17 protein-coding genes are annotated in these 26,010 nt (G+C 37.3%); 10 read left to right on the forward strand and 7 right to left on the reverse strand.

Annotated elements, in window-relative coordinates:
- Genes ACK4EX_RS00385 through ACK4EX_RS00395 form a run of 3 tightly spaced genes read right to left on the reverse strand, consistent with a single transcriptional unit; the run spans position 1 to position 2,762 of the window.
- Entirely contained in the window at positions 1–900 is a 900-nt protein-coding gene (locus tag ACK4EX_RS00385) for a hypothetical protein (RefSeq protein ID WP_409768561.1), read from the reverse strand.
- Entirely contained in the window at positions 897–1,760 is an 864-nt protein-coding gene (locus tag ACK4EX_RS00390; protein ID WP_409768563.1) for a DUF58 domain-containing protein, read from the reverse strand. Before ACK4EX_RS00390 ends, ACK4EX_RS00385 begins: the two co-directional genes overlap by 4 nt.
- Entirely contained in the window at positions 1,761–2,762 is a 1,002-nt protein-coding gene (locus tag ACK4EX_RS00395) for an AAA family ATPase (protein WP_409768566.1), read from the reverse strand.
- Between the two features lie 214 nt (positions 2,763–2,976).
- On the opposite strand from ACK4EX_RS00395, the gene ACK4EX_RS00400 reads away from it, so the two are divergent.
- Positions 2,977–5,349, forward strand: a complete 2,373-nt coding sequence (locus ACK4EX_RS00400; RefSeq protein ID WP_409768569.1) for a response regulator — start codon at positions 2,977–2,979, stop codon at positions 5,347–5,349.
- Here ACK4EX_RS00400 and ACK4EX_RS00405 read toward each other — a convergent pair.
- From ACK4EX_RS00405 to ACK4EX_RS00415, 3 genes are all read right to left on the reverse strand, one after another.
- A complete protein-coding gene (locus ACK4EX_RS00405; protein ID WP_409768572.1) occupies positions 5,342–6,265 on the reverse strand; it encodes a glycosyltransferase family 2 protein in 924 nt (307 codons plus the stop codon). The genes ACK4EX_RS00400 and ACK4EX_RS00405 overlap by 8 nt on opposite strands.
- 40 nt (positions 6,266–6,305) lie before the next feature.
- Positions 6,306–14,000 carry a fibronectin type III domain-containing protein gene (locus ACK4EX_RS00410; protein ID WP_409768575.1) on the reverse strand — a complete coding sequence of 2,565 codons (7,695 nt, stop codon included), beginning with the start codon at positions 13,998–14,000 and terminating at the stop codon, positions 6,306–6,308.
- A 105-nt stretch (positions 14,001–14,105) separates the two neighbouring features.
- The gene (locus tag ACK4EX_RS00415) at positions 14,106–17,186 is read right to left on the reverse strand and encodes a TIM-barrel domain-containing protein (RefSeq protein WP_409768578.1); all 3,081 of its coding nucleotides are present in this window, start codon (positions 17,184–17,186) and stop codon (positions 14,106–14,108) included.
- A 140-nt stretch (positions 17,187–17,326) separates the two neighbouring features.
- Here ACK4EX_RS00415 and ACK4EX_RS00420 point away from each other — a divergent pair, with 140 nt between their 5' ends.
- From ACK4EX_RS00420 to ACK4EX_RS00430, 3 genes are all read left to right on the forward strand, one after another.
- Positions 17,327–18,502, forward strand: coding sequence for an acetyl-CoA C-acyltransferase (locus ACK4EX_RS00420; protein WP_409768581.1), 1,176 nt, complete (start codon positions 17,327–17,329; stop codon positions 18,500–18,502).
- 90 nt (positions 18,503–18,592) lie between these two features.
- Positions 18,593–18,985 carry a TraR/DksA family transcriptional regulator gene (locus ACK4EX_RS00425; RefSeq protein WP_409768584.1) on the forward strand — a complete coding sequence of 131 codons (393 nt, stop codon included), beginning with the start codon at positions 18,593–18,595 and terminating at the stop codon, positions 18,983–18,985.
- Complete coding sequence (locus ACK4EX_RS00430; protein WP_409768587.1) at positions 18,982–19,611, forward strand: lipoprotein signal peptidase; 630 nt, start codon at positions 18,982–18,984, stop codon at positions 19,609–19,611. Before ACK4EX_RS00425 ends, ACK4EX_RS00430 begins: the two co-directional genes overlap by 4 nt.
- Here the strand turns inward: ACK4EX_RS00430 and ACK4EX_RS00435 are convergent.
- Entirely contained in the window at positions 19,604–20,056 is a 453-nt protein-coding gene (locus ACK4EX_RS00435; RefSeq protein WP_409768590.1) for a hypothetical protein, read from the reverse strand. The two genes, ACK4EX_RS00430 and ACK4EX_RS00435, sit on opposite strands and share 8 nt — an antisense overlap.
- Before the next feature lie 120 nt (positions 20,057–20,176).
- Here ACK4EX_RS00435 and miaB point away from each other — a divergent pair, with 120 nt between their 5' ends.
- From miaB to secG, 6 genes are read left to right on the forward strand one after another with little or no spacing between them, the layout of a single operon-like run.
- Positions 20,177–21,613 (forward strand): tRNA (N6-isopentenyl adenosine(37)-C2)-methylthiotransferase MiaB, encoded by a 1,437-nt coding sequence (gene miaB / locus ACK4EX_RS00440; RefSeq protein WP_409768593.1) that lies wholly within the window; start codon positions 20,177–20,179, stop codon positions 21,611–21,613.
- A gap of 1 nt (position 21,614) precedes the next feature.
- Entirely contained in the window at positions 21,615–22,031 is a 417-nt protein-coding gene (locus tag ACK4EX_RS00445; protein ID WP_409768596.1) for a hypothetical protein, read from the forward strand.
- Positions 22,028–23,320 (forward strand): sigma-54 interaction domain-containing protein, encoded by a 1,293-nt coding sequence (locus ACK4EX_RS00450; protein ID WP_409768599.1) that lies wholly within the window; start codon positions 22,028–22,030, stop codon positions 23,318–23,320. Before ACK4EX_RS00445 ends, ACK4EX_RS00450 begins: the two co-directional genes overlap by 4 nt.
- The gene (gene lptE, locus ACK4EX_RS00455) at positions 23,317–23,811 is read left to right on the forward strand and encodes an LPS assembly lipoprotein LptE (RefSeq protein WP_409768602.1); all 495 of its coding nucleotides are present in this window, start codon (positions 23,317–23,319) and stop codon (positions 23,809–23,811) included. The genes ACK4EX_RS00450 and lptE overlap by 4 nt, the downstream gene beginning before the upstream one ends.
- A gap of 1 nt (position 23,812) precedes the next feature.
- Complete coding sequence (locus ACK4EX_RS00460) at positions 23,813–25,660, forward strand: hypothetical protein (RefSeq protein ID WP_409768605.1); 1,848 nt, start codon at positions 23,813–23,815, stop codon at positions 25,658–25,660.
- A gap of 2 nt (positions 25,661–25,662) precedes the next feature.
- Positions 25,663–25,992 carry a preprotein translocase subunit SecG gene (gene secG, locus ACK4EX_RS00465; protein WP_409768608.1) on the forward strand — a complete coding sequence of 110 codons (330 nt, stop codon included), beginning with the start codon at positions 25,663–25,665 and terminating at the stop codon, positions 25,990–25,992.
- Positions 25,993–26,010: the final 18 nt, after the last annotated feature.

Consider the following 26,010-nt stretch of genomic DNA (forward strand, 5'->3'; position numbering starts at 1 on the left):
CTAATTTTTCTGGGTTTGGATGATGAAAGGATTTTGTTTCTGACTTTGAATAAATAGAAGTAAATTTTGTATAGTTTCTTGGGTTTTTACTCTATTGTCGGACGCCTTTGCAAACTTTATCATCTCCGAATATTTAAAAAATTGTTTCAGCATTTCATTATAGTAAATACTTAATGGCAAAGAAGAGATTAATGAAAGGATTTCTGAAGTTGTAGATTCTAAAAAGGGTTGGTTGTATTTTTTTTCTAAATATTCGCGTATTAGACTATCAATCTTAAAAAAAAACTCGCTTGATTGCATTCCATTTTTCTCATATATATTCGAATATTCTTTTATACTTTTAATTATTTGGTCTTCCAGGCTTATCTGGGGCATTTCTTCTTTGTCAATTGTATTTTCTCTTTTCGGTAAATATTTTATTAAAATGAAAAGAAGTATCACAGTTACTACTATTAACGATATCCATAATATCCAACGATTGTCGTAAAAGGAAATATTTTCCTTTATATCATAAATTTCAACTTCATCATTGAGTGGCGGAATAAACACATGTACTGTTACAGGATCTGAAAAAAGCTTATTAGAATCTATCAGAAAAATAAGCGGCTGAAGGGTAAAAACCCCAGTATCAAATAATACAGCATTAAGTTTTGTAAAAATATTATTTGAGTCTATTAACAAAGTATCCCATTTAGAAAGAAAATAGAATCCACTTAAAGTATCACTAAACTCAGGATAAATTATACGCTCAGACTTTGGCAATTGAAAAATTAAATCAAAAGATTGACCAATAGCTATGCTGTTAGATTTTAGAATAACTTTCACTTTCTCAGATTGTGAAAAAACCTGAAAAGAAAAAAATAAAAGTATTACAAAACTCGCACTTAATCTTCGTTTCATCTTTCAGAAAAGTACTTTATTAATGACTTCAAATAATTGTCATTTGTAGTAAGGTCAATAAAACCAGCAGAAAATTTCTGAAACATCTTTTTCACATGCTCATTTTTTTTATTGCGATATTCAATATATGATTGAACATTCTTTTTATTAAGATTAATCCAATAGGATGTATTGGTTTCAATATCTGTTACTTTAATATAACCTAACGGTGGAAAATATATTTCAATAGGATCTTGTACTCGTATTGCTGTTACATCGTGATATGCACATAATTTTCTGAAATGTTTTTCATTGTAATCATCAATCATAAAGTCAGATATTAAAAAGATTATTGTTCTTTTTTTGAATACTTTATTTACATATTGAATTGCTTCGTTAATCGAAGAAGATGGTGAAATATTATTATTAAAAACTAGTTCTCTGATGATTTTGAGTGCATGAAATCTGCCCTTAGCGGGCTTTAGAACTTTTTCTACTTTATCGGTAAAAGTAATTAATCCTACCTTATCGTTGTTTTTAAGTGCAGATAGGGTTATTAATGCGGCTATTTCAGCTACGTAGTCCGATTTTTCGGCATTTTTTGTACCATATGACATCGATGTGCTGTGATCAACTAAAAGCAAAATGGTCAGCTCTCTTTCCTCCTCCATTATTTTCACATGTGGTTCAGAAAGACGAGCTGTAACCTTCCAATCGATGCGTCTAATGTCATCGCCATAGGTGTAAGGTCTTACTTCTGAAAAAGTTAGACCCTTGCCTTTGAAAGCAGAGTGATAACTTCCTGTAAGAATATCATTACTTTGCTTCTTGGTTTTAATCTCTATCTGTCTTACCTTTTTTAGCAGCTCTTTTGTATCCATTTAAGGTACCTGGATAGTTTCAATTAATTTGTCGATGATGTAATCAGTAGTCAACTCCTCAGCATCTGCCTCATAAGTAAGACCTATTCTGTGTCTAAAAACATCGTGTATTACACTTTTTACGTCGTCGGGCAGTACAAAAGGTCTACCCTGTAAAAACGCGTTAGCTTTAGCTGCTTTTGCTAAAGCCAACGTAGCCCTTGGTGACACCCCATAAGAAATAAGGGCTTTTAGTGGGGCCAAACCGTATAACTGCGGCTTACGAGTAGCAAATACCAGGTCAACGATGTATTTTTCAATTTTCTCGTCCATGTAAATAGACGAAACCAAACGTCGGCCATCCAACACCTGTGAAAGTGAGGCTACTTGTGATACATTTATATCATCAAGTTGATTGACATAATTCCTTAAAATTCTCAATTCATCCTCTTCATTGGGATAGGTAATAACTACCTTCATAAAAAATCGATCGAGCTGTGCCTCTGGCAATGGGTAAGTACCCTCCTGTTCAAGGGGGTTCTGTGTGGCTAGCACTAAAAACGGCTCCGGTATTTGAAAAGTTTCTTCGCCAATGGTCACTTGTTTTTCCTGCATAGCCTCGAGCAGAGCACTTTGTACTTTGGCAGGGGCCCTATTGATCTCGTCGGCTAATATAAAATTCCCAAAAATGGGACCTTTGCGAACAGTAAATTCATTTTTTTGTACATTATATATTTGGGTGCCTACAACATCAGAAGGCAATAAATCGGGCGTAAACTGTATTCTTGAAAATTTTGCATCAAAGCACGAAGCCAGAGATTTAATTGCCAGGGTTTTAGCTAATCCGGGTACCCCCTCAAGCAATATATGACCTGAAGAGAGTAACCCGATTAAAAGTCTGTCGACCATGTACTCCTGTCCGATCAAGACTTTCGAAAGTTCGTTTTTTATATCCTTTATAAATTGAGAGGATTTCTCTATTTCTTCCGCTATGATTTGCAATTCTTTATTAATTTCACTCATCTATATTTTATTTGTAAGCAAAAATATTAACCTATGTAAATTAAAGAGTTGTATAAAAATTGTCTAACATTAAAAGATTAATTAAAATTCCCAATCATGGAAATACTTTTCAATATTGGACAAATCAATTCATTGAAATAGAACGTAATGCCTGAATTTCAAAGTATTAAAACTGCATAAGCTAATGGAATAAATGTTGAACCAACAAATGATTATGTTCAGAATATTAAATTTAATTTTTGTTTTTCTTTTAATCACCTCTAAATCTGCAGGTCAAGTATTTGACTTGACTACTAAAAACTATTACAATGATTATCCCACAGTATTAAAAAGTGGATGGATTTACTTTCCAAATGAGTTTTACTCAAGCAAACAAATAAACTCGTTAAAAAATCTGAGAGGATATAGAATCAACGCTGACGAAACCTGGCACAAATTAAATAAAGCTGGAATTATTGAATCAAATACAGGCTATGGAACATACTATGCTCGTATAAAATTAGGTGAAGAAAACCCACGTCTTGCTTTAAAATTTCCAAAAATTTACTGTGCTTCAAAATTTTATGTTAATGGAGACCTTTATACTTCTGTAGGAGAAGTTTCAAAAGACAAAAGCAGTTATAAACCCGCACTAAAAACAGTTTTTATAGAATTAGACCCTCAGAAAAGCAAAACATTTGATATTGTAATTCACGTATCAAATTTTGATCATTTTGAAGGTGGAATTACATCACCACCTATTATTGGAGCACATAATTATTTGTTAAACATTAATAATAAAATTCTTATTACTGATGCGATAATATTAGGTTCATTTCTTGTTAGTGCAATTATCTTCTTTTTTATATACTTTATGGGAAAATTAAGTTACGAATTTATATCTTTCTCATTTTTCTCATTATTTTTTACTATTCAATATAGCATTTACAAAAGCGACATATTCAGTTCATTTTTTCAAGGTATAAATTATAATCTGTTTATTAAAATTGGCGTATTTTCAATGATGTTAACATTTAGCTCATTTATAATTTACATCTATTACAATTTTCCAAAGTATTTAAATAAAAACATAGCATTTGTATTAGGCTTTATATTGCTTTTATTTGGTGTAATAGGAATTATTATACCAACGTATTTTATTACTATGATCCTTCCAGCATTTTTTCTTGGGTTTGTTCCTGTAATTACATTATATCTTTTTTATGTTTTTTCAAAAACTGTAATTTTTAACGAGCGAAAGAAAATTTTAAGTTCGTTAGGTGCTTTTTCATTGCTTCTTTTAAGTTTTTACTTTTTAAATAATGAATTTCACCTCTTCACATCTAATGTACTTATTGATGGAATTATATTTTTCCTGTTTTTAGGAATACATGTTTTTCTCTTGATGTACAAATACAGCGTAAGAATCAAACAACTTTATTTAGCAGTAGAAGAATCAGCAAGAGCAAAAAATGAATTTATTTCAACGATGTCTCATGAGCTGAGAACTCCTTTGAATGGAATTATGGGAATGGCCTCGATGTTAAAAACAAATGAAACTGATCCAAATAGACTTAATAAGGTTGAAAGTATCATTCAAAATACTGAAAGATTGACCTCTATTATCGACGATATTTTAAATTTAAGTGACTTAGAGTCTGGTAAAATTCAATTAAAATACAACAAATTAAATATTAGAGAAATTATCAATAAAAGTGTAGAATTGACAAATCACTTTAGAAAAGATAAGAGTATAGATTTGGATATTTTAATAGATCCAACTATTGATGAAGTTCTCGTTGGAGACGAGTTGCGAATCAAACAAATATTTGTTCATTTTATAAGTAATGCATTTAAATTTACACAAAAAGGGAAAGTTGTAATATCAGGAAAGTTATTGAAAAATAATGATAATATTCAAGAAATAGAATTTTCAATTTCAGATACTGGTCAGGGAATTTCAAAGGAAAAATTAAATGATCTATTTAACAGCTTTAAACAGGCCGATGGATCACATGCGCGTAAGCACGGCGGAATAGGATTAGGCTTAGCATTAGCCCAACAGTTAATTAACTTAATGGGTGGATCAATAAGTGTAAAAAGTGAAATTAATAAAGGCAGCACATTCACCTTCAACATTTTACTGCGCAAAGCTGATAAAACAAGCATTGTAAAAGAAAATACAGTATTCAGAAAGATTGAACTTGATCCTTCTTTAAAATTGCTTGTAGCTGAGGATAATCCGGTGAACCAAAAGTTGATGTTAATGATGTTAAAAAATCTTGGATATACGGCTGACATAGCAGAAAATGGAAAAGTAGCAGTTGATAAGGCTTTATCAAATAGATATGACATCATTTTTATGGACATACAAATGCCCGAAATGGATGGATTAGAAGCCACTAAACAAATATTGAAAAATATTAGCGATAGACCCGTAATTATAGCAGTAACAGCTAACGCGACCGATAGGGATAGAGATGAATGTTTAGAAGTAGGAATGAATGATTTTGTATCAAAGCCCGTAAAGCCTCTTGAAATTAAAGAATGTATATTAAAGTGGCAAGGACTTAGAAGCTTTTTAAATGAGAATAAAATTGCTATTTGATAAGTTTAATAGGCCTATTTAATAATGCTTTAAAAGACTTAATAAAATACTTAATTTTAAAAAACAAATTTATTTGCGATTGATTTTTTTCTGTTTCAAAATCATCTCCAAGATTGAGAATATTGAAATAAAAATCTGAGGCAGTTATGCCCCATTTTAAAAGGAACAAATCTTTTCCATTATTTTTTTTTACTCTTTTTGTAGATTTTGTTCCAAAATGATATACTAAAGATTTACCACAGCCTATAAAATGGCGAACACCTATTAAGTAAAGTTTAAGAGAAAAATCGGGATCAGAGTAAAATCCAGGAGAGTATTCAATACCAAAACCACCGACGATATCCCAAACATCCTTGTGTACCACAAATGGAGGCCAGGAAGCTCCTTTCCAATTATTTTTAGAATATTTTTTTGCAAATAGAAGGGCTGCATTTTCATCAAAATTTTTACAATCTGAACCGAAATTTTGAACGATTACACAGGGATTATTTGTTTCATAAGGTTCAATCATCGTGGAAGAAATCATAAACAATTTTGAGTCGCTTTTTCGTACCTCTTCCATTAATGCCAAATCCCAACCAGGTAGTGGCACCATATCATCATTCATGTAAACAAGGTAATCAGATACTGCTAATGATCGAGCGGCATTAACAGCTATACACACTCCAACATTTTCCTTAAAATGCACGTAACTAATTTGCCGTTCATCCGCGAATTCTAATGTGCCATCATAGCCTTCATTTATAGCTAAAATGATTTGATGTTTAAGAGAAGAATATTTGATAATAGCATTTAAACATAACCGAAGATATTGAAAATTATTCCACGTGGGAATTAAAATTGAAAATCCGTCTATGGGATCAACAATAGAAAAAATTTTTTTTGATGTGAAAACCATATAAAAAAAACTGCCCAAAGCTAATGCTCTGGGCAGTTTACTTTATTGTTAAAGAATCTTATTTGTTTAATACAACGGGTTTGACAATCGTACCCTCGTTACTTGAAATTCTAATTTGATAAGAGCCTGCAGCAAATTTGCTTAGATCAAGGATTTCTTGAGAGACTCCATTATCCAGTTTTCTTTTCAGAACTAGCTTTCCGGATACATCAACAACAGAAATCTCAGCATAAGTTAGTATCTCAAGACCCTTAAGAGTTATTATTCCATTTGTTGGGTTAGGATACAAGGTTATTGCATTAAGGAGATTTTCGTTGAGATTTATGCCCTGGATAGTTACAGTGGAGGTCGTTGAGTCGCTACCGCAGGCATTGGTAACTACGAGTTTAACTGTATAAGTACCATTTGCAGTGTAAGTAGCCGTTGGATTTACACCAGTGCCCTGAGTGCCGTTACCAAAATCCCAGCTGTAGGATGTAGCGTTTTGTGAAGCTGATGCATTAAAGGTAACAGTAGCATTAGTAGCTGTAACTGTTGGAGTACCTACAGTAAACGCAGCTGTAGGTTTAGGATTGGTAGTGAAACCAACCTTAGGCGCAGGGCTACTCAAACCAGATGCGCAAGAGTCTGTCACAATCACTTCATAACCTGTACCAGGGGTTAAACCTGAGATTGTAAAGGTATTAGTAGTGATGCCAGAGACTACTGTACCAGATCCTGGAGTAAATCCAGTCGGACCATATTCAATTTTACTTGAAAGCTTACCATTACCAGATGTCCATGAAACTGTAGCAGAATTACATGCTGGAGTTACATTCACTGCTGATGGAGTAGTACAGGGTACAGCGCCAATTAAAGTGATATTGAACGGCTGATTGGCAAATCTACTTAGGGTACCAGAGGTTGCTTTAACAGTCCACTTCACATTGGCAGGTGTACCAGGAGGAACGTTGTTGGCAGCTAACAGCGCATTGATCTGAGCATTGGTCAGGATTAAAAATGTATCCAGACCATTGTTATTAGATGGGAATGTTGCTATTGGGTTTGTAAAATTACCAGTTGGAACATCTACCATCCATTGATAAGTAACTGCAGGAGCTGAACCAATTGCCCTCTGAGATTTCTGCCAAGTGATGGTTACTGATCCCGGACCTGCTGCGGTATAAGTTGAATTATTAGCAGGAGCAACCAGAGCAAACGGTGTAAGAGAGTCAGGTGCATTGAGGATTGCCTCAATCATTAACCTAAAATTATTAACTGTGGCCAAACCGCTACCGTTGAGTGCTGCTGAGTAGTAGGCATTGGGTCTGGTAGGATTCTCGCTTTGGAAAGCTAATGGAAAGTAACCTTGAGAACCCACTGTTTGTGCGATACCTACATAGAAATCTTCGTTTGTAAACGTAAATGGAGTTGGGAAGTTAAAGGTTTTGAAAGAAGAAGTATCAGCAGCAGTGATAACGTAGTTCGGACCTTGAGCCACTATTACAGTATCTTTTAAAAGTACTGGGTAGATTGTTTGACCAATTGCTGCAGCGTTGTTGCTCAATCTTACACGAACACCCGACACAGATCGTGTTCCATTTACTGAATATCTGGTGAGCAACAAGCCACTACCGGTATTGAAACCAACTCCACTAAGGCCTGTCACTGTAGTATCGGCGTAGCTGAAGCGATCGGTTGTCAAATCTTGTACATACGAACGCTGGTTATTTGATGGTACATCATCAGCGGGCACTGAAACAGTAAGCGTACTAAATCCTAAGTTGTTATTAGGATAGTTAAAGGACACTACCGTAGATTGCCCACTGAGAAGGTTAACGCCTGCAGTGATGGTAGCCGTGTTTGCACCAGATACGGTGAGGGTAACGTTTTTGTTCTGTGGTAGATAACCGTTATTAACGATTACCGCTTGAACAGTCTCTGGCTTACCCCAGGGAGTTGCGTTCTTTCCACGGGCCCAAATTGCACGTACTTCCAAGTCGTTTGCTTTTTTATCAACTGCCCAGCGTATTTCAGGTCTGAAAGCTGTAGCGCCTAATGTAGTAGGAGCAGGAGCAGCTGAAGCTTGTCCGGACACGAGTGAGTTAGGAATTGAATTGTTTGCTAAATAGGTAAAAGGTGTAGTTACGGGGGCTGAAATCATTTGCCAATCATATGCCAAATAAAGGTTTTGTCCGGTATATACAAAGTTGTTATTGCCGAACAATACGTTGAATAATGTTTGATTGGCTGGTATTACCAATGTATCGTCATACACTAGTGTCATACCGGTCAGAATACCCGTCCATGATGTTCCTTTATTATAGTTGACATCAGACGTATTTTGAACGTAAACTTTGAATAAACCAGTCACAGAACCGCTAGATGGTGTAGATAATGTGAAGCCCATACCGCGTAGTATAGTATTGGAATCTATTCCAGCGTTCAAAAACTCATTTTGGCGTATGATCATTGCTGCTCTTAAGAACGTATGAGTTGAAGTACCATTGGGAGCACGAACCTGAGTAGTAGATCCGTTATTCTGAGGTGCAGCTAAGAAATTGGGAGTAGCAACGCCAAGTCTTACAAGTCTGATAAAGAAGGGTTTAGTAGCAAATACAGTATCGTTTCCTGCTACTGCTCTTACTGTCCATTCAAGTTTAGCCGTATCACCTATGGCTACACCATTAGCTGCAAGCAGTGCATCTACCTGTCCAACTGTTAATGTCAAGGTAGTATCTGCACCATTGTTATTTGATAAAATGGAGGCAATCGGGTTGGCAAAAGAACCGGTTAGTGTTTTTAATAACCATCTGTAATTTGGATTGGTAAGGGATGCAGCTTTATTCCAGGTAATATTAATGGGTAATTGTGCCGGACCTGCAACTAACACAGTGGCACTGTCTGGCGGTGACAGGAGAGCAAAGCTCGCCGGAGCAGCTGGTTCGACTTTAAAATTATCGAGATAGAGATTATTTCCATAAGCAGAAATAGCTGTCAGGCGAATTCTGTTAGTACCAGCGGGTAGAGCAATGCTGTAAGTGCCCCACTGTGTAGCTGTAGGTGTAAATGGTGAGGTAGTAGGTGGCGCTGTAACCAAAGGTCCGTTTACACCACCAGCGAGTGTCACGAGAGTAGTGTAGGTTGCACCTCCGTTTGTTGAAATACTTATTCTTAAACTATCTACTTCATTGATAAAAGTAGCATAAGCATGGTCGAATTTGAGCTGGTAGTTGGCTGGTACAGGTTGGAATTGAGGTGAGGTAGCATCATAAGAGCCGCTGGATATACTGTAGAATGGAAACAATACTGATCTACCTGGTTGACCATAAGCTCCAACATTTACTAACTGATACTGTGATGCTGCTGTCCAACAGGAAATGCTTGCAGAATTTGTGTCAAATGTCTCGGTAAACGGAATATTTTGAACAGCACATAGAGTGGTAGCAGTAACCGGTCCTGTTTGAGTAGCTGAGGAATCAGTACCACAAAACGTTCTAACATAAAAGTCATATGTTGTTTGTGGTGAAAGACCTGAAATAACAGTACTTGTACCGGTTACAGTAGTTGTTTGTCCTGTACCTGGTGTGAAACCTGCTGTTCCATATTCTACTTTGTAAGAAGTAGCACCAGTAGCAGCATTCCAGCTCAATGCTACCGAGTTTGCAGTTACAGTGCCCACAGCCAAACCTGTAACAGGCGGACAAGTCGGTGCAGGTTGATAGTACACGATTAGTCTCCAGGAATTATTGGGCACAAACTGATAAATGGTGTCACAAGTTGCACTTCCAGTACCTGATCCACCCCATGTTCTAATCACATGCAGCTGGAATGTAACTGTTCCAGATGCACCATTTGCAAAATTCAGATTTGTGCGGTTATAAGTTTGGGTACCACCACTACTAACTGAAGGTCCTGAAACCATTGATTCTCCTGCATTCACAGTCGGGCTAAATAGTCTGCTTCTTTGTTCGCTTAACCAACCTCCTGATTGAGCTACCATGTTGTATTGAACATCAATACCTGATATCACATTACCTGCTGGAATTGTCACCTGCATTACTCCCGGACAAGCAGATGTATCGTTAGGACCAGGTGAGGCATTTAACATGGAACTGATTGCACCCGCCGTGTAAGTCTGACAAACCGCATTTGCTGGACATTGAAAGAGCGTGGTGAATGAAACAGGTCCAGTCCATGAACTTGTGTTTGTATCACACAGAGAACGTACATAAACTTGATATGTGGTGCTGGACAAAAGACCAGATATAGTAAACGGATTAGAACTTGTTGTTACGGTTGTACCAGTGCCTGGAGCTGAACCTGTAACTGTAACCATATCAAATCTCCAGGTGCCTGTCTGACCGTATGATGAAGATGAGGATGAAGCAGCGTAGGTATTACCTGAGCCGGCAAAGGCGGCTACTATCCTGAAACCTACATTTGGATTATTGTTCAAGGCAGCAACTGAAGAGAAGTTGACAGTCCGCTTATTAAACCATACATCACCTGTAGTTGCTACGAATGTAGCAAAATCAACCCAGGTTGGATTTGATGATGTAACATCTGTTGTATACTGAACAACAACAGTATTTGCAGAAGTATTGGAGTGGCGTTGGTCAAACTGCAGTACGATATTAGAGAGGCCAACGGTTGAAACATTTATCTGAATACCTGCAGTCTTATTGCCAGTGCCTTGAGCTGGGAAGTTTGTAACATTCCATCCGTAATTTGGTGGAGAAGTTGTAACCGGATCTGAACTGCCTCCTCCGACAATTCCTGAAGCAAATGTGGCAGTTGTTCCACCAATTAGTGAAATAGAACCGGTGCCCTGAGCGGTAGAAGGTGAATTAGTTCCTCCGGGAACGGTCGTAGTAGAAGAGCCATTAAAATTCCAGAGAGCAATGGTAGTCGGATTTGTTCCGGGAGTAAAACCAACAGGACCCCAGCTCACCTGGAATAAAGTATCGTTTGGAGTGTTGGCTCCGGGTGTCCAACCAACAGAAGCTGAGTTTGATGTGATATTTGAAACTGTAATATTTGATGGTGGGAAACAAGGCTGAGTTGGAGTAAATTCATAACAGCCAATATCAGGTGTAGCACTTCTGGGTGCACCAGTAATATCGGTTGTTACTGTTGCTATAGGAGTTGCGACATTATTCAGAGCCGGGTTGACCGGGATTAGGATTAAGTTGTTATTAAATAATGGATTGGCTGAAATAGAGTTGGAATCTTTATTACTAAAAGTCTGGAAATCAGTTAAAGTAGCGTAATTTCCAGTACCTGCAGTAGTTCCCACCTTAGCTACAAAACCATTGGTTGCCGGTGGAAAGAGGTTGTTGTGATTTGAAAGGAGATTTGCTCCGAAATTGTAACCTGATGGAAACCACATTGTCAGGAACTCTTTAGCTCCTGTAGCATTTGATGTGTGCTGATTAACGAAGTTGTTGTTTTTTACATCTACAACTGTAGTTGATGAAACTACAAGTAAACATGAACTTACTGCAGTAGTAAAATTGGTATTGTCATAATTACCGGTTAGATTTACTGAATTAAAATATACTTTATGATTCGTACCGACGTTAAAACGAATACCAAATGCATTGAATGTGGTGCTGATTGAATAGTTTATCGTTCTTACAGCTGCTACTTCATTGTTTATAATCTCATGATCATTACCAGCCTCACAGTTAATACCATATGCACCCCAGCCACCGGTGTTTAGATTTTGAATTGTTCTTACAGAGTTTCGGTAGATCCGACAATTTGTGGTACCTGTCCCAACAAATATTCCGGTAATATTGATACCAAGATAACTTATGATGTTGTTTACTTTATTATCAGCAATAAGAGGCGAAGTTGCATTCAAAACCCAAATTCCTCTAAAGCCTATTCTCCTATTTGAATCAATAGGGTTTTCAACTCCAATTGTATTTTCTAGAATTTCAAGGCCAGTAGATGGAGAAGTACCTGCAGATGGATTTATATTGACTCCAACATAGAAACCTTCAATTATGTTATTTCGAATAATTACATTATTTGCTCCAGGAAATGCAGCAGAAGTCTGCACCTGAATACCACTGGTACTTGTTGTAGTTCCTAATGTGGGTCCACCAATTAAATGACAGTTTCTTACTGTTACCTGATTCAAGCCGGCTGAAGAAGGTACTGCCACTAAAACCCCTGCTGAGGTTTGGGTACTGTTATTTCGAATAATCAAATTATTTCCAGCTCCATTAATTCGACCATCAATTGATACCCTGCTGGCAGTGATGATAATAACTCCTGTGTTGTTGATTGTACCTTCAATTGTGCGCACTCCACCGCTTGGAGAAATAGTTAAGGTATAATTACCAGCACCAATTTCAGTCCATTGGTTGATTTGAACAGGAGCTGTTAAAGTTTGATCCGAAATAAGGTTTAATGTAACGTTTCCTGACAATCCTACAGAGTTTACAGCTGTTATAGCATCAGCTAGTGTTGCAAATTGCCCTGATGTACCCACCGTGTAGGTGCCCGACAAAGGTGCTTGAATCACTCTGTTACCTGCTGGAGCAACTGGATTAGGCGTTTGTGGGTTACCACCCACTACCACAGATGAAATTTCCCCATCAATAACATTGTTTACTTGGGCAGTGGAGCTAACATCATATGTTAACCAGAAATAGTTAGGACCATGAAAGAGCTGAATAGGTGTAGATGGAGTAAACACCATATTAGTAGATGGTGTAGCTATGGTAGTACCTACTTGAAAAACTGTTGAAAAGTTAGGATTAGTTCCAGTGAAATAAATTCTTGCATTTGAAATATCGGAGAGGGAAGTAGTACCATTAGCAGAGGCAGTAATGCTTGAAACTGTTAACGGGTTGTTCAATCCATTAGTTGTGATAGTCAGTCTGATAACCGGCTGATTTGTTGCACCTTGAGCAACAGGGTTTGTAACCTGAGCATTGACCGCTGAAGTAAATGTTTGATTGACAAATGGAGCAGGAGAAAATAAATAAACCCTTCTTGTGGTCGGAGTACCCCCACCAGCCAATGCAGCAATAGGTCCAGGTGTACTGAATGCGTTATTGTGATTAGTAGTTGTCGAAGCAGTATGATCAGTGAAATTTACAACATAATAGTTGCCCGCAGTTGAATTATTAGAAAATCCTGATTTGGCAGCGGTTAAGGATCCTGCACCAAGCGAGATGGATCCGAGCACGAATTCCATAAGGTTTGAACCTTCATAAAATCGAGCCTGCCATGTACCATCCGCTGTGGTTGACGTATTATTTATAGTTACACCTGTCCATTGAATGACAAAGCATCTATTAGGCGCAGTTCCTACTACTTTTGAGGAGATTGACCCGGTAGAGTGCAACCCACCATTGCTTAATCCTGTCACGAAAGCACCCACCCGAATACCTGTACCACCACCGATGTTATTTCCAGTGGTAGCATTGAAATTTAAACCAATGATACCATTAGTACCCACAGAAAAATTGGTGATTGTAGTACCAAGAATTTCAAAAGGAATTGGAAAGGGTATTCCAATCACATTACTACCAGTGCCCGTGGCAGGAGCAGGACCAGCTATGTGCACGGTAGCACCAGTTGTCATATCTATTACATTGTTATTTCTATCTAAGCCAAGGTTACCAGAGGTGTTGGTCTGATAAAAATACCCAGCTGCAGTTGTTGGTGTTGTTTGTGCAAGTAATGAAACCGGCCAAACAACGACACTTATTAAAAATGCTAAAGCACTCTTAATCAAGTAATTTTTCGCCATAATTAAAATTTTTAGAGTTCTTACAAATATATTTAGGTTTTAAATAGCTAAAATGTTTTCAAAAAAATTTTTAAAGCTCTTGAAATTTTAAAGTGCAAACGACCTTTATTGAACAATCAATTTGCGGGTGATGGTGCTATTTCGATGAATAATTTTTATTATAAACATTTGACTTTTAGATATTTGATTGTTGTTTCTTAAAGAAACTGTAATTGTATTTTCGCTGCTTAACAGATTAACAACTTTTTCTGAAATCAAAATCCTTCCAAACAAATCGAAGATTTCAACTTTAGTATTCTCATCGTATTCATAAACAACCATCGAAAATTTTCCATCGCTTGGATTTGGATAAGGATTAGATGCAATTTCTGAAAGTGAATAATCTGATGTTGAGATGTTTCCGTGTAGTATTTTCAATATAGAAGTAGTATTTGAATACTGAACTTGTGCGTAGAGAATTTTTTGTGAATTGTCGTAAAAATAACCTGTTCCCGCATTTAGTAGCTGATTTAAAGATGTGTAAGGAGATAGGCTCGTATTATTCCACTGTACTGAAGTTGGTGCTTGCATGTAGCGCACAATCTCAAAGCGATACAATCGATTGGATGGCATACCTACATACCCATTTCCCGTAGTTGAACATGTGATATAATAATCTTGCCCTACTCTTTGGCTTTTAAAGTGAAGGAATGCGTGGTTGCCGCTAAATAATACATCAGGATTTTGTCCATCGTCGGTGTAAATTGAAGAACTATCGGAATTAACAAGCTCGTCGTGATAGTTCCTTATGAATAAAGTGTCAAATTTGTAAGAAGCTGTAGTGCGAATATTATCGGGTGCCATTGCGATGATGGAGCCTGAGCGTATAAAGAAGGGCAAACGGCTGATTTGCGCCGAAACGATAGCTTGTGAATTGCCATTGTATACAAAATTGGTATGAAAATCAACCCAACGACCGGAAGGAAAATAAACGGTTTTAGTAGAAGTGTTTGCGTCGAGCACCGGAGCTACTAAAATGTCTTTTCCCCAAAGAAACTGTTCATCTCTATCTGCAAGAAAAGAATTCCAAGGTTCAAAATAGTCTGTTGGTAAGGCCAATGGAGTGCCTTTAGTAGAATTTATATAAGCCAGTTGATAGTTGTACGGCAAGAAACGATACCTAAGACGGGCATATTCAAGACAAATATTTCTGTAAAACGGTGGGTAATTATATGGTTCGGGTGGAACACCTTCGCCATGTGCGCGCATTATTGGGCTAAAAGTACCCAACTGAAACCAGCGTGTGTAGAGTTCAGGGTCTTGCCCTCCTCCAGTAAATCCTCCGAGGTCAGAATGCATGTATCCAATACCACTCATGCTCATGCCCAGCATATTGGGAATTTGAATTTTTAACCCTCCCCACGATCGCTGAACATCACCCGACCACGGGAAGGTAGAATACCGCTGCATACCGGCAAATCCTGAACGAATCAGATTAAACAATCGCTGAGATGGATACTGTTGCCTGTAGCCTTCGTACAAGCGCTTAGCCCAGAGCATACTGTAGCTGTTGTGTATCTGGCGAGCTGTGCCTTTTTGGTGGATCATTCCTTCAGGGTGGTTCTCAGGTTCGCCCAGATCGCACCACCAACCTCCAACCCCTTCATTGATACGCGGTGGGTACAGACTCCACATGTAATCCAATGCACTGTCGTTGGTCAAATCAATTAATCCTGCGCTACCAGCCCAAAAACCTCCAATTATAAAAGGCTGGCCTTGCGCATTTTTTGCCAACCAGCCATTTTGAGCGAGAATCGGGAATTTTGTGCTTTGTTGGGTAAAATAAGGTTCAGTTATCAGAATGGTTTTAACACCAATATCATTAAAGTCGCTCATCATTTTTACCGGATTGGGAAATTTCGTGTAGTCCCATGTAAAATTTCCCATCGTAGCCGGAGAGCCAAACCAGTATAGGTCAAGCACCAGTGCATCTAATGGAAATCCTTGGTTTCGTAGTGTATTTACCACCTGACGAGCCTCCGTTTCAGATTGGTATCCATACCTAGACTGAATGTACCCAAGAGACCACCGAGGAGGCAGTGGTTGAAAGCCAGTTACAGCAGCATAGCCTCTTAGCACATCATCATACGATTGGCCACCTATAAAATAATAAGTCAATTCACCGCCTTCGAAAGAAAACCGCATTTCAGATGGATCAGTCTTCCCTAAGTCGAGCTTAGCCGGGGCGAAATTGTCGGCTAAAATGCCATACCCTTTTGAGCTGATAACGAATGGCATTGTGATGTTCATCGTTCGAGCTCCCGGACCGTAACCATATACTGCTGTATTATACACGTCGAGTTCTTCGCCTCTCCGATTCGCCTGTATGGCTCTAGAACCTGTGCCGTACAAACGCTCATTTGAATCAAGCCTGATACTTAAACCTTTTCGAGTGAACTGCTGCCAAGAGCCTCTTTTGTCTCTACAGAGTGTATCACCATTATATATATAAGTGAAACGAACTGGGTTACTTCGAATTAACACAGACACATTACCACCGCCGAAGAGCAATCCGTTTGGGGTTTGCACTGCTAATGCTGGCTTAGGCGTATCGCCTGCAGTTACTATTGAATTATAAGGTGGAAATTGATTGGTAGTCGAATAACGAATTTTTATCACATTGCCTTTTATGCGGGTGACTTGAATAGCTCCAGTATCACATAAAACCGTAAGAATATTTGAATTAAGGGAAAAAGAAGAAATAGATTGTGGAGATAAAAGGTTGATATCGTAAAAAATATCTTGGTTATTTGCATCTCTACCGACTATGGTACCATTGACATTTCTAAAGACAAATGCTAGACGTAGTACTTGAACATTCTGAGGAACGTTGTAGAAGCTTCGAATGTGATATTTGATGGAATACAGATTATTGCCCAGTGGAGTCATAAGACGAGCAGTATCGTAAGTACCCCAATTACCCTGGACGAAAAACCAATTATTAGGACCAGTACTTGCAGTGGTAATTAAACCAGTGTGAGCAAAAACAGGTCCGTTAAAATTAGCCAAAGCCCCATTTCCTTTTGTTGCATCATAAATAATAGTAACTGTATCGTCTGTAGTGGGATTTACGGGGGTAACCACTAATATCTGTCCATTGCTAAGCCAGGCAAAAAGGAAAAAAACACTAGAATAAAGAATTTTCATTGATAATCAATTTGCACAAAGGTAGTTAGTGTACTTTTTACACCATAAATTTTTTACATGTATTACCTTATTGTAAAGTAAACATTTTTTATGCTTGCATAATATTTTATGTATCTTTAGCCCACAAATTCGAATTTTACATGAATGCTTATATAGTCGCTGCCAAAAGAACTGCTGTAGGAAAGGCGCCGAGAGGCAAGTTGCGTTTTTTTAGACCAGACGATATGGCTGCCGTTGTTATTAAGAAGCTCTTGGAAGAGCTGCCAATGCTTGACAAAGAGCGCATTAACGATGTAATCGTTGGGAATGCCATGCCTGAGGCAGAGCAGGGTTTAAATGTGGGAAGACTGATATCGCTAATGGGATTAGATACAGTGAAAGTAGGCGGTATGACCGTAAACCGCTATTGTGCTTCAGGCTTAGAAACCATAGCTATAGCTGCCGCTAAAATACATGCCGGCATGGCTGAATGCATAATAGCCGGTGGTACCGAAAGCATGAGTTACATCCCGATGGGGGGTTGGAAGGTAACTCCAAATTATGAATTGGCCAAAGTTCATGCTGATTACTACAACAATATGGGACTCACGGCTGAAGCTGTAGCTGCTCAATACAAAGTGAGTCGCGAGGATCAAGATGCTTTTGCCTACAGATCGCATCAGCGAGCTCTGCAAGCCATCGAGAAGGGATATTTTGACAATGAAATCGTTCCTCTTGAAGTAAAAGAAATTTATCTCGACGAACGCGAGAAACGGCAAGAGCGAACATATACCTTTAAAACCGACGAAGGTCCTCGAGCTGATACGAGCTTAGAAGCTTTAGCTAAATTAAAACCAGTGTTTGCTGAAAAAGGTAGTGTAACAGCTGGGAATTCTTCTCAAACATCTGACGGCGCTGCTTTTGTAGTAGTGATGAGTGAAAAAATGGTGAATGAACTCAATCTGAAGCCTATAGCTCGATTAGTCACATACGATGTAGCCGGTGTGGAGCCGCGAATTATGGGTATAGGGCCGGTTTATGCTATTCCTAAAGCACTTAATAGAGCCGGTTTAAGTTTAAACGATATCGATCTAATAGAATTAAACGAGGCTTTCGCTGCGCAATCCATTGCGGTAATCAGAGAACTTGGATTAAATGAAGAAATAACTAACGTTAACGGAGGAGCCATTGCCCTCGGACATCCGCTTGGATGTTCCGGTGCAAAACTCAGCGTACAGCTCTTTAATGAAGCCAAACGCCGAAATGCCAAATACGGCATGGTGACCATGTGTGTAGGTACAGGTCAAGGTGCGGCAGGTATATTTGAGATTTTCTAACACATCGATACATTGCGAAATATCCTGAGCGCTGTATTTTTAGCGCCAAAACTTTATTTTGAATTTTAAATACAGTAAAAGAAGCGAGTAATGAATACAGAGCCAACCAGGTACAGCGACGAAGAATTAGAGTTTTTTAAACAATTGATTTTAAAAAAGATAGAAAAAGCTGAGCATGATCTTCAGGTTTTAAAGGAAGCCATTTCAAATGATTCAGGAAACGGAACAGACGATACCTCACCCACCTTTAAAGCCTTTGAAGAAGGCTCTGAAACAATGAGTAAGGAAGCCAATGCGCATTTGGCTGCTCGTCAAGAAAAATTCATCCGCGATTTGAAAAATGCCCTGTTGCGCATTGAAAATAAAACATATGGTATTTGCAGGGAAACTGGCCGTTTGATTCCAAAAGAAAGGCTGATGCTAGTGCCTCATGCCACCCTTTGCATTGAGGCTAAAGAAGGAAAACTAAACAAGGCTAAGTGAAAAGAAATCTCCTGATAGTTGGACTTTTGATTTTAGCAGATCAAGTCCTCAAAATATGGATTAAACTCAATTTATCGCTCGGTCAGGAAATTAAGATTGCTGATTGGTTCATCCTTCACTTCACCGAAAATCCTGGAATGGCTTTCGGTATCGAATGGGGAGGTAATTATGGCAAATACCTGTTGACCATTTTTAGGATTGTGGCTGTCATTTGGATCTTTACATGGCTCGTAAAATTGACGCGTCAAAAAAGCCATCCAACAGCCCAAATAAGTATATCTCTCGTTTTAGCTGGTGCTTTAGGTAATTTAATAGATAGTTTATTTTATGGCGTCATATTTTCAGATAGTTACAACCAAGTAGCTAATCTTCTACCTAAAGAGGGCGGATATGCTGCCTTCATGCTCGGGCATGTGGTCGATATGTTTTATTTTCCGCTATTTACAATACATCTTCCAGATTGGATACCATTCTGGGGAGGAGAGTCATTTATTTTTTTTCAGCCTGTTTTCAATATTGCTGATGCTTCCATTACTGCAGGTGTTATCTTAATGATTCTTTTTCAAAAACACCTCTTTCAGAAAGAAGCACATCTCTCGGATAAAAAGGAAACAATCGCTACTTGAAAACAACATTTACATCTCTGGCTTTCATTTGAAAGTTGTTATTATTGACTACATTACATAAGCATTCGTCGTTTTTTACCAAAAAGTTTTGAATTCCCGTTGCTTTTTTTCCAAAACAAGCAGTTATAGGATATACTCGATATTGACCAGCCATTTCAGGACGATCAATTCTGATAAAAAAATCATAAAAACCACCCAACTGCTCGCTACGCGCGGTTACATACATGCCAGAGATCTTTACTCCACTTATTGCGATATTTTCGTAATTTTTGAATGACTTTTCATCGAAAGCTTCTTTAGGAATCCCCGTGTGTAGCGACAAGAAAGACACTGCATTTTCGAAAGTGTAAGCACTTGACTCGCTTGACTTATTTTGTGCATTTAAAGATGAATAAATTGTTGTAAAGACATGTATAAAACCCAAAAGAAACAAGGTCTTTTTCATCACTTTATAAAGTTTTATTGATACAAATATATTCTGATTAACTAAAACATATCACAAAACAAGACTGACAATATGTCACTTTAAATATGGAATATCTATCTTTGCCATAAATTCTTTGGAATGTATCATCACGGAAATAAAGTTATAGATGAGCACAGACAGGGTGAAGCACTCATGCTCACTCATGAAGGCAAAAAGAAACTGTACATCGAAAGCTATGGCTGTCAAATGAACTTTTCGGACAGCGAAATAGTAGCCAGCATTCTTTCTAAAGAGGGATATGCTACGACAAAAAATCCAGAAGAAGCTGATTTAGTGCTCCTTAATACATGCTCTATTCGTGAGAAGGCAGAGCAGACTGTACGCAACCGCCTGTCGCATTTCCACGCTATCAAAAAACAAAATCCGGACGTAAAAATTGGAATACTTGGCTGTATGGCCGAGCGCATAAAAGAAAAGTTGCTCGAAGAGGAAAAGCTTGTGGACATCGTAGTAGGACCAGATGCATATCGCGACCTGCCAAACCTGATAAAAGAAGCTGAAGACGGCCGAAAAGCCGTGAACGTACTACTCTCAAAAGAAGAAACGTACGGCGACGTAAACCCGGTAAGGCTGGGAGGTAATGGAGTTACGGCCTTTATCTCCATTATGCGCGGATGTGACAATATGTGCACCTTTTGCGTGGTACCTTTTACACGCGGAAGAGAGCGCAGTCGCAATCCACAATCGATCATCGACGAAGCAAAGATGCTTCAAGATGCTGGTTACAAAGAAATTACCCTACTCGGACAGAATGTAGATTCATATCTGTGGTACGGTGGTGGACTGAAAAAAGACTTTGCAAAAGCCTCTGAAATTGCAAAAGCTTCGGCCGTACGCTTTGCCCAGCTCCTTCGCAGCGTAGCAGAGGCTGTTCCTGGAATGCGCATTCGCTTCAGTACCAGCAATCCACAAGACATGACCGAAGATGTACTGCATACGATCGCGGCTTATGACAACATTTGCAAATACATTCACCTGCCTGTACAGAGCGGATCATCGCGCATTTTAAAAGCCATGAATCGCGGCCACAACCGCGAGCAATACATCGAACTTGTAGACAAAATTCGAAAAATAATTCCCGATTGCGGTCTTTCACACGACATGATCACCGGCTTTCCGGGCGAAACCGAGGAAGATCACCAAGATACTTTATCGCTAATGGAATATGTGAAATATGACTTTGGCTACATGTTCAAATATTCTGAAAGACCAGGCACTTATGCGGCCAGACATTTTAAAGATGACGTACCTGATGAAGTAAAAACAAGAAGACTCACTGAAATTATCGACCTACAACAAAAGCACTCTCTTTACAGAAACCAACAACACATTGGAAAAATAGAAGAGGTACTGATTGAAGGTATATCGAAAAGATCGAATGAACATTGGTTTGGTAGAAATACCCAAAATACAGTTGTTGTATTTCCAAAAGAAAATGCGAAACCTGGAGATCTTGTAAAAGTCAAAATTTTAGAGTGTACATCTGCCACATTGTTGGGCCAAATCGTTCATTGAGATGAACCAAAAAAAGCTCTTCTATCTACTTGTATTTCTATCATGTTTCTTCTTGAAAAAAGTATATTCACAAACCTATGATAATGGAAGATGGATCGACGATAATTTAACGTTTAAAGTTGTGTATGAAAATATAAAAAAAACAGGAGAATTACATTTGTGTATTGCAGATAAAAACAACGATTTATGTATTGGAAATTTAATGGTTCCTTTTGAAGTTTTTATCTACGATAGAAAAGATTCATTGATTTGGTCATCGATATGGACTGGAAATAATATGCAGTTAAAATTTAAGCGCAAATTGCCTATGGCTTACAAGGTAAATGTGAGAGCAAAGGCTCCCTATGTGATCAATAAACTCACCACAACAAAAATTCATCAAAAGCAGCCCTTAGAACTCATATACATAATACAATGAGTCAGCTACAAGAAATAAAAATGCGATTTGGTATAATTGGGAACTCTCCCCTACTCGATCGCGCACTTGAAAAAGCTATACAAGTAGCTAACACGGACATATCCGTACTTGTAACAGGTGAAAGTGGTGTCGGAAAAGAAAATATTCCAAAAATTATTCATGCGCTTTCACATCGCAAGCATAAGCCCTATATAGCTGTAAACTGTGGAGCTATACCTGAAGGAACTATTGATTCAGAGCTTTTTGGACATGAAAAAGGTGCATTTACAGGAGCTCTTTCTACTCGAAAAGGCTACTTTGAAGAAGCAGATGGAGGAACTATTTTCCTCGATGAAGTTGCTGAACTTCCCCTACAAACACAGGTGCGATTATTGAGGGTATTAGAAACAGGTGAATTTATAAAAGTTGGCTCATCAAAAATTCAAAAAACTGACGTCCGAATCGTGGCTGCCACAAATGTTAACATGCTTGAAGCTGTAAGCAAACACAAATTTCGCGAAGATCTATATTATAGATTAAACACAGTCGAAATTCATTTGCCTCCTCTACGAGAAAGAAAGGAAGATATTCCATTGATTTTTAAAAAATTTTGCCTCGATTTTGCTGAAAAATACAGACAACCTCCACTTAAACTAACAAAAGAAGCGGAAGAACTTTTAAAAAACTACAGATGGCCAGGTAATATTCGTCAGTTAAGAAATTTAGCAGAACAAATATCCGTAGTAGAAACAAACAGAGAAATTACAGCAGAGGTATTAAAAAGTTATATGCCAGATATCGATAAAAGTACCCTACCAGCTTTACATACTTCTGCTAACTCATCCAATGCCGATTTTGCTAGCGAAAGAGAGATTTTATATAAAATTCTCTTCGACATGCGAAACGACTTGAACGATTTAAAAGCCATAACATTAGAACTCATAAAATCAGGCGGTATTAATTCAGGCAGATTTGCAGAAGAAAATTCCACTTTAATACAGAAAGTTTTTAGAACATCTGAACCATTTTCCTCGTCACCTATTGTAAATAATCCAGGAATCATTGTTAACGAGGGAATAAATGCACCTCATGTGAATCCCATCAACATAAACGGGGCTTCACAAGAAGACTTTGAAGAAGCTGAAGTAGAACCCATGGCAGAGGAAGTTCTTTCCCTTGAAAAAAGAGAAATCGAACTCATAAAAAAAGCCCTTGAAAAACACAATGGGAAACGAAAATTAGCCGCAGAAGAACTTGGTATTTCAGAAAGAACACTGTATAGAAAAATTAAACAATATAACCTGCAGTGAAAAAAACAATCGATGCTTTCTTGTTCTTCTTGATCTATGCGTGTAGTGGAGGTTACAGTTTCACTGGCGGCAATGTAGGTGAAGCAAAGACTTTTTCAGTGGACTTATTTCCAAATTACGCTCCGATAATAAATCCAAATCTTAGCTTACAATTTACTGAAAAATTAAAAGATATAATATTACAACAAACTCCTCTCAAATTAAAACCTGAAGATGGAGATTTACATTTTGAAGGATCAATTATTGAATACTCCTTCGTACCACTTGCACCTCAAGGTAATCAATCAGCTGCACAAACTCGATTTACGATTTCTGTAAAAGTAAAATTTACTAATAAATTGGATAGTTCCAAAAATTTTGAAGAAAAATTTTCACGATTTATCGACTTTCCTGCTGATGCAAATGTCGCATCTATTGAAAATCAATTGATAGAACAAATTAATAGAGAGTTAGCTGAAAATATTTTGAATAAAGCAATCGTTAATTGGTAACATGCAGCGATTAAAAGAATTAATAGAAAATTTTGATCAAATTGAGCTACAAGATGTAGACTTGCTCAAACAATACGCACATCAACATCCATATAGCTCTATTGTTCAATTAGCCTATGTGTATTTCCTAAAAAAGCAGGAAAATTACAACTTCAATACACAACTAAAACTTACTGCCGCTGCAATAAATAGTAGAACGAAATTGTTTAATATAATACATGGGTCAAACATTGCAAAAGTAGTAAAATATTACCAAGCTCCAGTTTATGTACAGGAATTTGATAAAATTGACGATTTAAGAAATGAAAAAAAACAAAATTTAGAGGAAGCAAATACTTCAAAGAATACATTGCATAATTCATTGGAACCTTCAATAGTAAGACCGGAAACTTCTTCGGATGAAAAGTTTGAAAAAAATTTATTAAATGACCCAAATACTCAGGATAATTCACAAATTCCAACCAATATTTCAGAAAGAAACAAAGAGGATTCTGCATCTGTTACACATCAATATAATCAACACTTCGAGGAAAATGAGATTAAATCAGTAAATACAGAAATACCAGAATCAAAAGAGAAAATTGAAAGTAATCTTAAATCAGAAGAAAAGGAAAAACAAAATATCAGTGAAAATAATCTGGATGCCATTCGAGAGAAAATAAGAGCAAAATTCGGTCAGCAAAATAGCAAAAATAATAACAAAAGTGATAATAAAAAAAATATATCAGATAACTTAAATCCAGTAAGTGAAAATTCCAATCAATTTTTATCTCCACCCAGTCTAAATAAAGAAGAGAAAAAAATTCCACCGATTGAAAATACAAATTCCAAGGAGGAAAAAGCCCAGAGTACAAAGAAAGATATAACAAAAGAAAGTTCTCTCGAAGATGTAAGTGACAATGAAAAACTAAAAGAGGTAAAAAATAGAGCTTCAAACATTTTAAAAAAATTAGAAGCTCTAAAATCAAAATACGCAACAATGGAATCTAAGCCAAATGAAGATAAAAGAGATAGCGATGAAACAGATAAGCCACTAGTAGAACAAAAATCTGTTGAGCCTACAAATGAAGAAAATCAAAATACTTCTCAAAACCTTGAAAATGAAATACAAGTAGTGTTTGACTTAACAGTTACAAAAATTGAAAGAAGTACTACTATTAATGATGACTCGAGTATTTCAGAGAGCGCTCATATAGTTGAAAACTTTAATGAGGATAATACTACTGTAGATAACACAAAAGAAAATCAAAATAATGTACAGAGCAAGAGCGATAATCATGCGCTAATTCATTCTATTGATGATACTGAAATATCAAATAACAATTCTATTACTACCTCAGAAATTAGCTTTGAAAATGAAAAGTTTTATTCTCATGAAGTAAAGGAAGAATTCATTGAAACGTCAATTGTAAATAAATCAGAAGAATTGAATGATGAGGAAGACATTTTTTCAAAATGGTTAAAAACCTTACACAGATTTGAAGAAAATTCTAGTAAAGAAAATGACCTTAAAGACCGATTATCACCTCAAAATTCAAGTGAAACAAATTCAAAAAACAATGCAAATAAAAAATTTGAAAAGCTCAAAATTATCGATAACTTTTTATCCGGAAATATTCAAATAAAACCAAAATCACCCAGCACAAAGGCAGTAGAAGAACAGAAAGATTTATCCATTAAATATACAGAAACTACACCTGACTTGATGACGGAAACCCTCGCCGAACTCTACATTGCCCAGGGTCATGTGGACAAGGCTATCCAGGCTTTAGAAATTTTAAAGTTGAAAAATCCGGAAAAAAGCAGTTATTTTGCACGCCGAATTCAAGAATTAAAAAAGAAAAAATAAGTATGCTTACTTTACTTGTTGTACTTACGGTGATTGTATGTCTGCTTCTTATCCTGGTGGTAATGGTGCAAAATCCAAAAGGTGGCGGCTTGTCATCAGCCTTTGGAAGCAGCACTACAAACCTATTTGGTGGCGTACAAAAATCCTCAGATTTTCTCGATAGAGCTACATGGACATTATCTATTTTGCTGGTTGTCTTAGTGCTGATCATCAACATAAGCACTGGTTCATCAGATACTGAATCAGAAACCAAGAGCCAGATAACTGAAGGAGTAGAAATACCAGCTTCCACTCCTCAAAATCAGAACACCACTACACAAGAACAGCCATAATTCACTTAAAAGAGGCAC

The organism is Thermaurantimonas sp. (assembly GCF_046299575.1).
Lineage (GTDB): Bacteria > Bacteroidota > Bacteroidia > Flavobacteriales > Schleiferiaceae > Thermaurantimonas.